This is a genomic window from Pedobacter jeongneungensis, from assembly GCF_039538295.1.
In the GTDB taxonomy this organism is placed as follows: Bacteria; Bacteroidota; Bacteroidia; order Sphingobacteriales; family Sphingobacteriaceae; genus Pedobacter; species Pedobacter jeongneungensis.
Map to the genome: position 1 here is coordinate 365,858 of NZ_BAABBY010000006.1, position 15,968 is coordinate 381,825.

9 protein-coding genes are annotated in these 15,968 nt (G+C 39.7%); 8 read left to right on the top strand and 1 reads right to left on the bottom strand.

The window, feature by feature from the left end; translation table 11 throughout:
- Position 1 precedes the first annotated feature (1 nt).
- From fucP to ABD769_RS13845, 8 genes are all read left to right on the top strand, one after another.
- Complete coding sequence (fucP, locus tag ABD769_RS13810) at positions 2-1,294, top strand: L-fucose:H+ symporter permease (RefSeq protein WP_344852004.1); 1,293 nt, start codon at positions 2-4, stop codon at positions 1,292-1,294.
- Between the two features lie 58 nt (positions 1,295-1,352).
- Positions 1,353-4,754 carry a glycosyl hydrolase gene (locus ABD769_RS13815; RefSeq protein WP_344852005.1) on the top strand — a complete coding sequence of 1,134 codons (3,402 nt, stop codon included), beginning with the start codon at positions 1,353-1,355 and terminating at the stop codon, positions 4,752-4,754.
- A 21-nt stretch (positions 4,755-4,775) separates the two neighbouring features.
- Complete coding sequence (locus ABD769_RS13820; RefSeq protein ID WP_344852006.1) at positions 4,776-5,369, top strand: hypothetical protein; 594 nt, start codon at positions 4,776-4,778, stop codon at positions 5,367-5,369.
- Positions 5,370-5,393: 24 nt separating this feature from the next.
- Complete coding sequence (locus ABD769_RS13825; RefSeq protein WP_344852007.1) at positions 5,394-7,457, top strand: aceric acid hydrolase; 2,064 nt, start codon at positions 5,394-5,396, stop codon at positions 7,455-7,457.
- 119 nt (positions 7,458-7,576) lie between these two features.
- Positions 7,577-9,004 carry a sialate O-acetylesterase gene (locus ABD769_RS13830; protein ID WP_344852008.1) on the top strand — a complete coding sequence of 476 codons (1,428 nt, stop codon included), beginning with the start codon at positions 7,577-7,579 and terminating at the stop codon, positions 9,002-9,004.
- A gap of 262 nt (positions 9,005-9,266) precedes the next feature.
- Positions 9,267-11,522, top strand: coding sequence for a DUF5703 domain-containing protein (locus ABD769_RS13835; RefSeq protein WP_344852009.1), 2,256 nt, complete (start codon positions 9,267-9,269; stop codon positions 11,520-11,522).
- Between the two features lie 595 nt (positions 11,523-12,117).
- Positions 12,118-12,906: an L-fucose dehydrogenase gene (locus tag ABD769_RS13840; RefSeq protein ID WP_344852010.1), complete on the top strand. Its 789-nt coding sequence runs from the start codon at positions 12,118-12,120 to the stop codon at positions 12,904-12,906.
- 135 nt (positions 12,907-13,041) lie between these two features.
- Entirely contained in the window at positions 13,042-14,055 is a 1,014-nt protein-coding gene (locus ABD769_RS13845; RefSeq protein WP_344852011.1) for a zinc-binding alcohol dehydrogenase family protein, read from the top strand.
- Positions 14,056-14,251: 196 nt separating this feature from the next.
- Here the strand turns inward: ABD769_RS13845 and araA are convergent, their stop codons facing one another.
- Complete coding sequence (gene araA, locus ABD769_RS13850; RefSeq protein WP_344852012.1) at positions 14,252-15,742, bottom strand: L-arabinose isomerase; 1,491 nt, start codon at positions 15,740-15,742, stop codon at positions 14,252-14,254.
- Between the last annotated feature and the right edge of the window lie 226 nt (positions 15,743-15,968).

Below are 15,968 nucleotides of genomic sequence, written 5' to 3' on the forward strand. Positions count from 1 at the left end.
AATGAACCACAACACACAACCAGAAACTATAACCCAGGGCGATCCATCTTCAGGCAAAAAATATTTATTACCGTTTATACTCGTAATAAGCTTATTTTTTCTGTGGGGAATGGCACATAACCTCGATTCCATCCTGATTCCGCACCTTAAAAAAGCCTGCAACCTGAATAACCGGCAATCAACGCTAATCGATACCTCTGTTTTCTTTGCCTATTTTTTAATGGCTATACCTGCCGGAATGATTTTGAAAAAGTGGGGTTATAAAGCGACTATGATTTCGGGTTTGTTAGCCTTTGCATTTGGCGCATTTTTATTTGTACCAGCAGCCAACAGTTTATCTTACATCACATTTTTGATTGCCTTATTTATTATCGGTTGCGGTTTAACCATGCTCGAAACATCGGCAAACCCGTATGCAGCAGTGCTGGGCGATCCGGCAAAAGCAACCAGCAGACTAAATTTAGCCGCGTCTTTTAACGGCCTGGCTGCCATGGTAGCTCCCATGATCGGCGGATTATTTATCCTTTCAGGAAAATCGCACAGTAAAGAAGCACTGGCCGCTATGGCCGATACCGCAAGAAATACATATTTTTTGGAAGAAGCAGCATCAGTTAAGCTGCCATACATCACTTTAGGCGTAGTTTTATTGGTTATTGCAGTAATCTTTTTCTTTATCCATCTTCCTGAAATTAAAACTAAAAGCATTGATGGTGAAGCAAAAGGAAGTTTTTTTGGAGCATTACGCCACAAACATTTGAAATGGGCAGTTGTGGCCCAGTTTTTCTACGTAGGCGCTCAGGTTTGTGTAACGAGTTTTTTTATCAGAATGGCGCAACAGGGCGGAGGTTTTGATGAGAAAACGGCGGCCTCTTATCTGGTTGTTTATGGATTTTTATTCACTGCAGGGCGTTTCGCAGGCACAGCGCTGTTACAGTTTATATCATCAAATAAATTGCTTGCAGTGTATGCTATTATATCAATCATTTTATGTCTGGTAGCCATTTTAGGTAAAGGTTCTTATGTGGTTTATGCCCTGGGCGCTATCGGATTTTTTATGTCAATCATGTTTCCAACCATTTTTGCGCTGGGTATTGATGGCATTGGTGACGATACGAAACCAGGCTCATCATGGTTAATTATGTCCATAGTAGGGGGTTCAATTTTACCCTTTGCAATGGGCAGTTTGATTGATATGTATGGCGATAATATCCAGATCGGCTACAGCATTCCGCTGGTATGTTTCCTGGTTATCCTTTATTTCAGTTTAAGGGGTTATAAAATCGCACATAAATAAAATTTAACATCATTGCGAGGAGGCACGACGAAGCAATCCAATAGAGAAAAAGTAAAAAATGAAATATAGGTTGAATAAAATATTGATTGTTTTATTGTTGAGTCTTCACTGTTCAGTAAGCCTTTCTGCGCAGGAAAACGAAAATGCAAAACCCTGGGTATTTTGGTATTGGGTAAAAGGAGCAGTTTCTAAGGCTGGCATAACGGCCGATCTGGAAGCCATGAAGGCCAACGGAATTGCAGGAGCTTATCTAATGAGCATTCAGGGACCTGATAAAACACCAGTTTATTCACCGCCTGCCGTTCAGCTTACACCAGAATGGTGGCAGATGGTTGAGTTTGCCATGAGCGAGGCCAAACGCTTAAACCTGAAACTGGGCATGCATGTAAGTGATGGTTTTGCCCTGGCCGGTGGTCCGTGGATTACACCTGAACTATCGATGCAAAAAGTAGTTTGGTCTAAAGTAAATATCAGTAATACAGACAATAAGATCTCTTTAACTCAACCAGAATCTAAACAGAATTATTATAAAGATATTGCAGTTTATGCTTATCCTTCACCTGTTGGCGAGGGTGTTTCAACACGAACCGTAATTCCAAAAATTACAGCCAGTAATGGTGCTGATGCCACTGGCTTGGTGCAACCGGGAAATAAGAAAAACTTTGGTTCAAATGAGCCATGTTACATTCAATACGAATTTGAAAAACCTTTTACCTGCAGAACTATAACCATCAAAGTAAGTGGAAATAACTATCAGGCGCAGCGTTTAGCTATTGAGGTAAGCGATGATGGCAAGGTTTTCAGTGCAATCGGCAGACTGGAAGCCCCGCGACATGGCTGGCAGGATACTGATGAAGATGTTACCCATTCCATTGTGCCTACCACCGCAAAATTTTTCAGGTTTATTTACGATAAAAAAGGTTCAGAACCGGGATCAGAGGATTTAGACGCCGCAAAATGGAAACCTTCTTTAAAACTGGTCAATCTCGAACTATCTTCCGAAGCACAAATTAACCAATTCGAAGGAAAAAATGGTTCGGTATGGCGGATCAGCAAAAGAAGTACAGAAGCTGAAATTGCTAAAAACCTTTGCGTACCATTGAATAAGATCCTCAACTTAACAGATAAATTAAATCCTGATGGCACCTTAAACTGGAAAGCACCAAAAGACAACTGGACAATTTTAAGAGTTGGGCACACCTCAACCGGACATAGCAATGCAACTGGTGGGGGCGGAATGGGCTTAGAATGCGATAAATTTAATCCCGAAGCCGTCGAATTACAGTTCAACAATTGGTATGGCGAAGCGTTAAAACACGGCGGACCGCAAATCGCTAAGAAGGTTTTAAGCATTTTTCATGTAGACAGCTGGGAATGCGGCAGTCAGAACTGGTCGCCGGTATTTAAAGCCGAGTTTTTAAAGCGTCGTGGTTATGATTTAACACCTTATTTGCCAATAATGACGGGCTTGCCTGTAGAAAGTACCTCGGTTTCCGAAAGCTTTCTCTACGATGTTAGAAAAACCATTTCAGAACTGGTTGTCGATCAGTTTTATAAAACCCTGGCAAAACTGACAAAGGAGCAAGGGTTTACTTTTACCGCCGAAAGTATAGCGCCAACCATGATGAGCGATGGTTTACTGCATTATAAAACCGTTGATGTACCGATGGGCGAGTTCTGGTTAAACAGCCCCACACACGATAAACCGAACGACATGCTTGATGCGATTTCGGGAGCACATATTTATGGCAAAAATATCATCCAGGCTGAGGCTTTTACCACCGTAAGGATGGATTGGAACGAAAGCCCGGCCAATATGAAAACCCTGCAAGACCGCAACTACGCGCTGGGCATCAATAAATTGGTTTATCACGTGTTTACACACAATCCATGGACAGATAGAAAACCGGGAATGACTTTGGACGGTGTAGGTTTATATTTCCAGCGCGATCAAACCTGGTGGAAAGCCGGAAAAGCATGGATAGACTATGCAGAACGCACTCAAGATCTACTTCAACAGGGAAAACCCGTTGTAGATATTGCCGTTTTTACCGGCGAGGAACTACCAAGGCGTTCCGTTTTGCCCGATCGCTTGGTCGAAACCCTGCCCGGTATTTTTGGTGAGGAGGTAGTAGAAGCTGAAAAGAAACGTTTGGCAAATGTGGGCGAGCCATTGCGTCAAATTCCTTCCGGTGTTACCCATTCGGCAAACATGGCCGATCCCGAAAACTGGGTAAATCCTTTGCGTGGTTATGCTTACGATAGCTTTAATCCCGATGTATTAACCACAGCAACAGTAAAAAACGGAAATGTGGTTTTCGGAAGCGGCGCAACATATAAAATATTGGTTTTTCCTGGCAATATGAAAATGGACCCGAATTACCAGTATATGAGCTATGAAACCGTTAAAAAACTTTCAGCATTGGTAAAAGCGGGCGCTAAAATAATCATTGGAGATAAACCACTGTACCAGAATGACTTAAAACAGGTTAACGAAATTGATTTTAATAAAATTGTTGAAGAAATATGGGGCGGGAGTTTTAGCCAGATTTATAATGACATACATCCTATAGAAACCAAAGATTTAGGGAAAGGGGTGATCTTTAAAGCTCCGTATTATGGTGATAGTTTTGAAAAAATGAATGTGCAACGTGATTTTTATGCCATTGAGCAAAAGGCAAAATACGCGACTAAACTCACATATACTCATAGAAAATCTGCCGAAAAGGATATTTATTTCATATCAAATCAGCTAGGGAGCACCAGAGACTTAAGGATTTGGTTTCGGGTTTCGGGAAAGCAACCTGTTATTTATAACGCTGTAACCGACCAAACTATTGAATTAAAAAATTGGTCGATGTATAAAACCAATACCATGATTAATTTACAAATGGCTCCTAATGAATCATTATTTGTCATTTTTGAAAAACGGATATCTAAATCACAATTTAAAAACAGCAACAACTGGCCAAACTTCAAAATCGTTCAGGATATTTCAAAAACCTGGCAGGCAAAATTCGATACCACTTATGCCGGGCCTTCAAAACCGGTCATTTTTAATGATTTAACCGATTGGACAAAAAATCCTGATAGTTTGGTTAAATATTATTCCGGAACTGCTGTTTACACTAAAAATTTCAATTTCACAGGAAACAAAAGGGATAAAATGTGGATTGAATTAGGCGAATTCTCCAGCATTGCTGAAGTAAAAATCAATGGTATCAACTGCGGTACTTTATGGACTGCTCCGCACCGTTTGGAAATCACAAAAGCATTAAAACAAGGTAATAACCAAATCGAAATCGAAATCACCAATACCTGGGCAAACCGACTGATTGGTGATAGCAAATTACCTGAAGATAAAAGGTTAACGAAAACCACAGCACCTTTCCGGTTGGAAGGTAAAGCTTTAAATCCTGCTGGATTATTAGGGCCAGTGGTAATACAAATGGAAGAATGATCGGAATTTAATATTTACTAAATGAAAAAAATAATTGTACTATTTCTGGTTATGGTTCAAACTGTTGTTTACGCTCAACAAAAGAAAGTAAAGGATAATTTTAATGTCCAGATCCGACTAGAAAAGGGCGATTTGAATAAAGATGGTTTAATTGATAAAACGGTAATTACGATGGATACGATTTCAGCATCCGTGCCCTTAAGGCTCCAAATATTCTTTTTACAGCCCAATAAGAAATACAAACTGGTTTTCTCTTCAACGGATGTAATTGAACCGCAATATGTAAACGGTGTACATACTAAAAATAGCATCCCTGATTTTTTTATTGAGAAAGGATTTTTATTAATGAGCGCTGAAAAAAATGATATTCGGTACGAACACAAATTCGTTTATAAAAACGGAATTTTCCAATTGATTAAAATCTCCAGCGTAGTGTATGATGGGCAAAACGCAACAACCGAAACCGTATTCGATCTTGTGGCAGGCACGAGAACAGAAACATTAGAATCACTGGATCCTGGAAAAGTTGCCAGGAAAAAAACAAAGAAAATAATGATAAGACCCTTACCCACGCTTCAGAATTTAAGCACTTTTGGTGATAAATTATATTGGTAACATTTCAGGTAAAACGAACAAATAATGATAAAACTACTTCAGATGACCGATTTTTTTGCGTTTCAGAGTTTACGAGTCCGGATGATTATTGGCGTTATTCTTTTTATAAGCTTAAACTCAAAAGCGCAGGATAAAGCTTTGGTTAATAATTCAAATTCACCCTACGCTAAACTGCACAGCATCAACATGACGGATGTAACCTGGACAAAAGGATTTTGGGCCGACCGTTTTAAAGTAGCAACCGAAACGATGGTGCCGAATATGTGGGCCATTTATAACGATCCAAAAATCAGTCATGCGTTTGAGAATTTTAGAATTGCGGCAGGTTTGGATACAGGTTCTCACGCAGGACCTTCTTTTCATGACGGCGATTATTACAAAACTTTGGAGGCCGTGGCGGTTTTATACGCCTCAACCAAAAACCCGAAGCTGAACGAAATGATGGATAAAGCCATTGCCGTAATTGGTAAATCGCAGCGCGAAGACGGCTATATTTATACTAAAGCAATGATTGAGCAACGTAAAACAGGTTCTAAAAATCAATTTCAAGACCGGTTGAGCTTCGAATCATACAATATTGGCCACTTAATGACGGCTGGCTGTATCCATTACCGTGCAACCGGAAAAACAACATTGCTTAACATTGCAAAAAAAGCAACCGATTACCTGTATAATTTCTATAAATCGGCTTCGCCAACATTGGCAAGAAACGCCATTTGTCCTTCGCATTATATGGGGGTGGTAGAAATGTACCGTACTACAAAAGATCCACGTTATTTAGAACTGGCTCAACATTTAATCGCCATTAAAGGAAAAATTGATGATGGTACCGATGATAACCAGGACCGGATTCCTTTTTTACAACAAACCAAGGCAATGGGGCATGCCGTGCGTGCAAATTACCTGTATGCCGGGGTAGCCGATCTTTATGCCGAAACGGGCAAAGATTCACTCTTAAAAACCCTGAATTTAATGTGGGATGACGTAAATCAGCATAAAATGTACATAACCGGAGGCTGTGGTTCACTTTATGACGGCACTTCGCCGGATGGAACCTCTTATAATCCAGCTGATGTACAAAAAATCCATCAGGCTTTTGGTCGCGATTTTCAGTTGCCAAATTTCACAGCACATAACGAAACCTGCGCCAATATCGGTAACGTTCTCTGGAACTGGCGGATGTTACAGATTACGGGCGATGCAAAATATGCCGATGTAATGGAACTGGCTTTACACAACAGCGTTCTATCTGGAATCAGCCTGGATGGAAAGAACTTTTTATACACCAATCCACTGGCGCAATCAGATGATTTACCTTTTAAACAGCGCTGGTCGAAAGATCGTGTTCCTTACATTGCATTATCAAATTGTTGTCCGCCAAATGTGGTAAGAACCATCGCCGAAGTAAGTGATTACGCTTACAATATTTCTGATAAGGGATTGTGGTTTAATTTATATGGTGGTAATAACTTAAGTACTGCATTAACTGATGGAAGAAAAGTTTCGTTAACACAGGAAACGAATTATCCCTGGGATGGAAAGATCAAAATCACCATTAAAGAAACAGGAAATAAAGCTTATTCCTTATTTTTAAGAATCCCATCGTGGACGCATAATGCGCAGATCAGCATCAACGGAAAAATTGAAAATGTTAAGGCCATTTCCGGCACTTATGCAGAAATCAACCACGTTTGGAAAAAGGGTGATGTGATAGAATTAAACCTTCCCATGGAGGCTACTTTGATTGAAGCAAACCCATTGGTAGAAGAAAACAGAAATCAGATTGCGGTAAAACGCGGCCCCATTGTGTATTGTTTAGAATCGACGGATTTACCTGACAAAAGTATTTTTAATGCCTTTATACCAACTTCAACCAAATTCGAAGCCAAAGCCATTAATATTGATGGGGCCGAAATGATGAGTTTAGTTGGAAATGCAAAAATAGTGGAGCCGAATAACTGGAAAAATGTACTCTACAAACCAATTGACAACAAAAACACAGAAACGGAAATAAAACTGGTGCCATATTTCGCCTGGGGAAACCGTGGCCATTCAGAAATGTCGGTTTGGTTGCCTGTGAGTAGGTAATATTGTCATCTTCGTCATCTCGACCGGAACGCAGTGGAGCGGAGAGATCTGTCTCAAGTTAGATCTCTCCATTTCACTACGTTTCAGTCGAGATGACGATTACTAAAAGAACAAAAAAAATGAAACTAAAACTCATCATATTCCTGAACCTAACCTGTTGCCTCATCGCTTCAGCAACCGTAAAACCTGCCTCCATTTTTACCGATCACATGGTTTTACAACAACAAAGCAATGTGGCCATCTGGGGTTGGGCCAAACCATCCGCTAAAGTAAAAATCAATACCTCCTGGAATAAGCAGAATTATACCGTTACTTCCGATCAAAACGGAAAATGGAAAGTAAAAGTTTCTACACCAACCGCCGGCGGACCTTACGAAATTGAACTAAATGATGGAGAGAAACTCATTTTAACTGATATATTAATCGGAGAAGTGTGGTTTTGTGGCGGACAATCGAACATGGAAATGCCCATGAAAGGTTTTAAAAGTCAGCCTGTAATCGGTTCAAATGAGGTAATTCTGAAATCAACCAATAAAAACATCCGGCTTTATACCGTTCCGCGTTCTTCGATCACCGAACGACAAGAAAACAGCAAACCTTCTCCATGGAAATTAGCAGCGCCTGAAACTGTTTCCGGTTTTAGTGCTACTGCCTACTTTTTCGGTTCATTATTGAGCGAAATGTTAAACGTACCCATCGGGATCATCAACGACAGCTACGGCGGATCTACAATAGAAGCCTGGATGTCGCCGGAGGATTTAAAAACATTTCTTGAAATTAAAATCCCTTCAAAAACCGACACCATAAGAGAAGTAAGCAGAACGCCAACTACCTTATACAATGGCATGCTTTATCCCGTAATCGGTTATGGCATTAAAGGAGCCATCTGGTACCAGGGCGAATCAAATTACGAACGTGCAGACCGTTACGAAGATTTATTTCCCGCAATGGTGGCCTCATGGAGAAAAAACTGGGACAATGGCGATTTTCCATTTTATTACGCGCAAATCGCACCTTATAATTATGCACAATTGCCACCTTATCACGTCGGAGGAAAATATAATTCGGCATTTTTAAGGGATGCGCAGCGTAGATCTCTAACTAAAATCCTAAATTCGGGGATGGCGGTTTTAATGGATATCGGCGAAGAAAAATCTATCCATCCGGCTCATAAAAAACAGGGCGGAATCCGTTTAGCTTACCTGGCTTTGGCCCAAACGTATGGTATAAAAGGTTTTGGGGCCTTAAGCCCAACTTATGATTCCTTCACGGTAGATAAAAATAAATCAGTTATAAAATTTCAAAATGTGGCAAATGGCTTAACTTCATTCGGGAAAGAATTGAGTTTATTTGAAGTAGCAGGGGCAGACCATAAATTCTACCCTGCAAAAGCAACCATAACCGGAAGCAGTATTACCGTTTCAGCAGATCAGGTAAAAGTTCCGGTAGCTGTGCGTTATGCATTTAAGGATTTTGTAACTGGCGATTTATTTGGAAATGATGGCTTGCCTGTTTCTTCTTTCCGCACTGATGATTGGGAGAATTAATATGATTTTAACCAAAAAGACACAAAAAGCACGAAGTATTTTAATCAGGAACTTAAATGTTCTTATATGCCTGATATGGTCAATTTTTTTGAGCCATGCCTCAGGTGTGCTCAGGTATCTTAGGTGGTTAAACGCTACACACGCTAAAAAATTAACCATTAAGGCACAAAGGAAACTAAGTATGTGCACCATGAGCTTAAATGTTCTTATATGTCTTATATGGTCAAAAAACAAGTACTTAAAAGCACTAAACCTTTTCCTTGTGTTTGTGCCTTTGTTGTTAATCACTTCAGATGCTTTTTCACAAGAAAGCAACAACTTGGTGTGGACCTCACAAAGTAACAATTCAGCAGAATCAATGCCTGTTGGCGGTGGTGATATTGGCCTAAACCTCTGGGTTGAAAATGGTAATATCTATCTTTACCTATCCAAAAGCGGCACTTTCGATGAGAACAATACCTTGCTAAAACTTGGCCGTGTAAAACTCAAATTATCCCCAAACCCTTTCGAAGGAAATACCTTTAAACAAGAGCTGATCTTGAAAGACGGTTATGCTCAAATTTCAGGCTCGAATGGTAAGTTAAATACCAAAATTAAGGTCTGGGTAGATGTTTTTAACCCTGTTATACATTTAGAGGTTAAATCAAACCAAAAAATCACCACAGAGGCCGCCTACGAAAGCTGGCGTTTTGAAGACCGGATCACCAAAGGCAAAGAAAATAACCAGAATTCTTATAAATGGGCGCCACAAGGGATCGTAAAAACTTTAAAAGATGAAATTGCCTTTAAAAACAACACCGTTCAGTTTTACCATCAGAATAAACCTGAAACCGTGTTCGATGTAACTGTAAAACAGCAGGGTTTAGAGGCTGAAAAATCTAAATTGTTCAATCCTTTAAATAACCTGGTTTTTGGCGGTTCAATACAGGGCAACAACATGATTCCGGCAGGAAATTATGATGGAATCTATTTAAGTACGCCTTTTAAAGCCTGGACTTTAAAAAGTAAAAAACCTTCCAGCTCTACAAAACTCACCATTATTTTGAATACGGCAACAACCGGATCAATACAGGACTGGGAAACTAATTTAAAAGCCATAAACAACAAAAACAGCCAAAAAGCAAGCATAAATTGGTGGAATAACTATTGGAAAAAGAGTTTTATTTTCATTAATTCGAAGGATGAACTGGCCAATCAATCGTCTAAAAATTATCAGTTGTTCAGGTACATGCTGGGCTGCAATGCCTTTGGCAAATATCCTACAAAGTTTAATGGTGGTTTATTCACTTTCGATCCCCAACTTACGGATACCGCTCTGAAATACACACCAGATTTCAGGAATTGGGGAGGTGGTACACACACTGCACAAAACCAGCGTTTGGTTTATTGGCCAATGCTAAAAAGTGGCGATTTTGAAATGATGAAGCCTCAATTCGATTTCTACCTCAATTTATTAAAGAATGCGGAAATCAGAACACAATCTGCCTGGGGGCACAATGGTGCAAGTTTTACCGAACAATTGGAAAATTTCGGATTACCCAATCCCGCTGAATATGGCTGGAAACGTCCTGGAGATTTCAATAAAGGTATGGAATATAATGCCTGGTTAGAATATGAATGGGATACCGTTTTAGAGTTCTGTATGATGATTTTAGAAACCGAAAGGTATAATGGTGCAAACATTGAAAATTATCTGCCACTGATTGAAAGTTCCTTAACTTTTTTTAAAGAACATTACACTTATTTAGCCAAACAACGGGGCGCAAAAGCTTTAGATGCTGACGGTCATTTGGTTTTATTTCCGGGTTCCGGTGCAGAAACCTATAAAATGGCATATAATTCAACATCCACCATTGCTGCTTTAAAAACTGTTTTGGAAAGGCTTCTGGAGCTTCCCAATGTATCTGAAAAACAAAAAACAGAATGGAGCGCGATGTTAAAAACCATTCCATCCATTAATTTTAGGTCGTTCAATGGATATACCACCATTGCTCCGGCAAAACTTTGGGAAAGGATCAATAATACAGAAAGTCCGCAGTTATATCCTGTTTATCCATGGGGAATTTACGGCATCGGAAAACCGGGTTTAGACACCGCCATCAATACTTATAAATACGATACCGATGTGCTTAAATTCCGCAGTTTTATAGGATGGAAACAGGATAATATTTTCGCAGCAAGGTTAGGTTTAACCGATGAAGCAGCAAAATTAACCACTGCGAAACTAAAAGATTCAGGAAGAAGATTTCCAGCTTTCTGGGGACCAGGTTTCGATTGGACGCCAGATCATAACTGGGGAGGTTCAGGCATGATCGGTTTACAGGAAATGCTGATGCAGGCAGATGGCAAAAAAATCTATCTGTTCCCGGCCTGGCCTAAAGATTGGGATGTGCATTTCAAACTTTACGCACCTTATCAAACCACTGTAGAAGGACAATTAAAAAATGGAAAATTAATAGATTTAAAAGTTATCCCCGAATCGAGGAAAAAGGACGTGATCAATAAAATGATTGGATGACAGGATGATTGAATGGCTTAATGAGGGCATTTGCATAGCGCTTAAACATTCATTCATTCAAAAACTCAATCATTCACTAATTAAAAAAAATGATAGAACGAGTCGGCTTTGAATGATAGATAAAAATTTACATTCAATCATTTGATCCATCACTCATTCACTAACTAAAAAAATGATAGAATGAGTGGGTTTTGAAAGATGAAGTGAAAATGTACATTCAATCATTTGATCCATCACTCATTCACTAATTAAAAAAATGATAGAATGAGTGGATTTTGAATGATGGAGTGACAATTTACATTCAATCATTTGATCCATCACTCATTCACCAATTAAAAAAATGATAGAATGAGTGGATTTTGAATGATGGAGTGACAATTTACATTCAATCATTTGATCCATCACTCATTCACTAATTAAAAAAAATGATAGAACGAGTCGGTTTTGAATGATAGATAAAAATTTAAATTCAATCATTTGATCCAACACTCATTCACTAACTAAAAAAATGATAGAATGAGTGGATTTTGAATGATGGAGTGGAAATTTACATTCAATCATTTAATCCATCAATCATTCACTAATTAAAAAAAACATGGATTTACAATTAAAAGAAAAGGTGATCATCATCACAGGTGCAGCAAAAGGCATTGGCCGTAGCATTGCAGAAGTATTTGCCAAAGAAGATGCAATTGCAGTAATTGTGGGCAGAAAAGCAGAAGATAACCAGAAAGTGGTTGATGAAATTACGGCACAAGGCAAAAAAGCAGAACAATTTGTGGCTGAGCTTTCCAGTCCGGATGATTGCGAAAAAGTTGTTAAAGATATTATTGCAAAATTTGGCAGGATAGACGGTTTGGTGAACAATGCAGGCGTGAATGATGGTGTTGGTTTAGAAAGTGGAAACTATAAGGACTTTATGGCTTCGCTACATAAAAACGTGGTTCATTATTATTTAATGGCGCATCATGCCTTGCCCGAACTGATTAAAAGTAAAGGCGCCATTGTAAATATCACTTCGAAAACAGCTGAAACCGGACAAGGAAATACCTCGGCCTATGCAGCAGCGAATGGTGGTAGAAATGCTTTAACCCGCGAGTGGGCCGTTGAGCTTTTAAAATATGGCATTCGCGTAAACGCAGTAGTTGTTGCCGAATGCTGGACACCAGCCTACGAAACCTGGATAGAAACCCTTGATCATGCAGAAGAAAAATTAAAAGAAATTACCTCTAAAATCCCATTGGAAAACCGGATGACCACTGCAGAAGAAATTGCAAATATGACTGCTTTTTTAATGTCGAACAAATCGAGCCATACCACGGGACAAATTATCCATGTTGATGGCGGTTATGTACATCTGGACAGGGCTTTAGCAAACGCATAAAATGAAAAATGACTGAATGACAGCGTTTTGAATGATTGAATGCAAACCTAAATTAATAATTTAAATTTTGCCAGTCAATTATCTCTAATTTAACATTCACTCAGTCTATCATTCAAAATTAAAAAATTAATAAAAATGAAAACCCTTACCTGTACAACTCCGGGCACTTTTGAATACTCGGAAACGGAAAAACCTGAATTAAAAAAAGATCATTCCATCATAAAAATTAAGAGGATAGGTATCTGCGGAACAGATTTACATGCTTTCGAAGGTACGCAGCCATTTTTTAATTATCCACGCATTTTAGGTCACGAATTATCCGGCGAATTGGTAGAGGCCGATGGAGCCGATGGTTTTCAAATAGGAGAGGCTGTTACATTTATTCCATATTTTAACTGTGGTGAATGTATTGCGTGCCGCATGAATAAACCCAATTGTTGTGTAAAAATGCAGGTTTGCGGTGTACATGTTGATGGTGGCATGCGTGAATATTTGCAGGTGCCATCAAGAACGCTGTTACACGGAGAAGGACTAAGTTTTGATGAACTTGCCTTAGTAGAGCCTTTAGCCATCGGCGCACATGGCGTACGCAGGGCAGATGTTCAGCCGGGCGAATTTGTGCTCGTTATAGGAGCGGGACCGATTGGTTTAGGCACCATGGAATTTGCGAGGATAGCTGGCGCAAACGTGATTGCACTTGATATTAATGAAGACCGTTTGACCTTCTGTAAAGAGAAATTAAATGTTGCACACGTGGTAAATGCACTTTCTAATGATGTTACTCAACAACTGAGCGAGATTACCAATGGCGATATGCCAACGGTTGTAATCGACGCTACAGGTAATCAAAAAGCCATTAACAATGCCATTAATTATATGGCCCACGGCGCAAGGTTTGTGTTAATTGGTCTGCAAAAAGGCGATTTAATCTTTAATCATCCTGAGTTCCATAAAAGGGAATCTACCCTGATGAGCAGCAGAAATGCCACAACCGAAGATTTTGAACATGTTATTAAATCGATGAAAGCCGGTTTGGTAAATCCAACAAATTACATCACTCATCAGGTTAATTTTGAAGAAGTAAAAGATGAATTTAAAAGTTGGCTGAACCCTAAAAATGGGGTGATTAAGGCGATGGTGAGTATCTAGTTATTTCATTGCAACGATAAGCTATGAAAGATCGTCATTTCGAGCGGAGTGCAGCGCAGCCGAGAAATCTATTTTTCAATTTACTTCACCTATTAGATCTCTCCACTTCGCGTTGCTTCGGTCGAGATGACGATCGCATAAAAAAGCCGATAACCCTAAGATTACCGGCCTGAGCATTGAGCGTTAATTAACCAAACTATTTATAAAACACTTCATTCCAGTGCAGTTCATTTCTGAACTGGTTAATTTTCGTATCTGCGCCGATATTTACATATTCCAGACCAGCAATATTTGCAAAATCCAATAAATGCTCGGTTGTTAAATTCTGACTGTAAGCCGTATGGTGTGCACCGCCGGCATAAATCCAGGCTGCACAACCCGTTTTCATATCCGGTAGCGGTTTCCAAAGTACGCGTGCTACAGGTAAATTTGGTAAATCATGTTCCGCTTCTACAGCTTTTACTTCATTCACTAACAGACGGAAACGATTGCCCATATCAATTAAAGATGCATTTAAAGCATCACCACCAGCTACATTAAAAACCAAACGTGCCGGATCTGCTTTGCCGCCAATACCCAAAGGATGAACCTCTAAACTGGCTTTACCATTAGCTAAAGAAGCATCAACTTCAAGCATGTGCGATCCCAGCACCATTGAATTGGCAGGATCGAAATGATAGGTGTAATCTTCCATAAAAGCATTTCCACCAGGTAAACCAGCACCCATTACCTTGCAGGCACGCACCAAAGCAGACGTTTTCCAGTCACCTTCACCGGCAAATCCATAACCATCGGCCATTAAACGCTGTGCTGCAATACCCGGTAGCTGAATCATGCCATGCAGGTCTTCAAACGTATCAGAGAAACCTTTAAAACCGCCATCTTCTAAAAATTTTCTTAAACCCAGCTCAATTTTCGCCGCTTCATAAACAGACGAATGTCTGTCACCACCAACTTTTAAGTCAGCAGCCATTTCGTAAGTTTCTTCGTATTCTTTTAATAAAGCTTGAATGGCATCCTCATTAATTCCATTAATTACTGCTACTAAATCACCTATACCATAAGTATTTACCGAAAAGCCAAACTTCATTTCAGCTTCCACTTTATCACCATCAGTTACGGCTACAAAACGCATATTATCGCCAAAACGAACAAATTTTGCACCTTGCCAATCGTTCCATCCGGCTGCAGCCCTGCACCAGGTATCAATCTGTTTTGCCACTTCTTCATCCTGCCAGTGGCCAACCACTACCTTACGGTCTTTACGCATACGGGTAACCATAAAACCAAATTCACGGTCGCCATGGGCACTTTGGTTCAGGTTCATAAAGTCCATATCGATGCTATTCCATGGAATATCACGGTTAAATTGCGTATGTAAATGCAGTAAAGGTTTCTGAAGTACATTTAAACCCCTGATCCACATTTTGGCCGGAGAAAATGTATGCATCCAGGTAATTACCCCGATACAATTTTTATCAGTATTGGCCTGTTGTAAAGTTTCGAAAATCTCTTCAGTGGTTTTCACAATGGGTTTATATACTACCGAAACGGAAATATGTCCATTCTGGTTTAGCGAATCTGCCACTTGTTGTGCATGTTCTGCCACTTGTTTTAAGGTTTCTTCACCGTACAAATGTTGTGTACCGGTGATGAACCAAACCTGTAATTTTTTTAAATCAATCATTATGATGTTGTTTTTATTTAATCCTAGGTCTGTGTCTTCACAGACCGAAATGCTCTTTTCTTTTTTGGAAAGCAAAGTTCCGTAATTCATCGGTTACCGCAGTCCTGCTTTCCGTTTTATCCCAATTTTACATCGGAATGCTCACTCCAATCAGGTTTAGCTTACTTAGGTAGACTTTACAAGGTTAAACCCGACAGCAGCGGCAGCTCCCGATTCTTCATCGGGA

What these genes read in the sequence shown, in the direction of transcription:
- fucP (WP_344852004.1), top strand. Translation starts at nt 2, where the DNA reads ATGAACCACAACACACAACCAGAAACTATAACCCAGGGCGATCCATCT.
- ABD769_RS13815 (WP_344852005.1), top strand. Translation starts at nt 1,353, where the DNA reads ATGAAATATAGGTTGAATAAAATATTGATTGTTTTATTGTTGAGTCTT.
- ABD769_RS13820 (WP_344852006.1), top strand. Translation starts at nt 4,776, where the DNA reads ATGAAAAAAATAATTGTACTATTTCTGGTTATGGTTCAAACTGTTGTT.
- ABD769_RS13825 (WP_344852007.1), top strand. Translation starts at nt 5,394, where the DNA reads ATGATAAAACTACTTCAGATGACCGATTTTTTTGCGTTTCAGAGTTTA.
- ABD769_RS13830 (WP_344852008.1), top strand. Translation starts at nt 7,577, where the DNA reads ATGAAACTAAAACTCATCATATTCCTGAACCTAACCTGTTGCCTCATC.
- ABD769_RS13840 (WP_344852010.1), top strand. Translation starts at nt 12,118, where the DNA reads ATGGATTTACAATTAAAAGAAAAGGTGATCATCATCACAGGTGCAGCA.
- ABD769_RS13845 (WP_344852011.1), top strand. Translation starts at nt 13,042, where the DNA reads ATGAAAACCCTTACCTGTACAACTCCGGGCACTTTTGAATACTCGGAA.
- araA (WP_344852012.1), bottom strand. Translation starts at nt 15,742, where the DNA reads ATGATTGATTTAAAAAAATTACAGGTTTGGTTCATCACCGGTACACAA.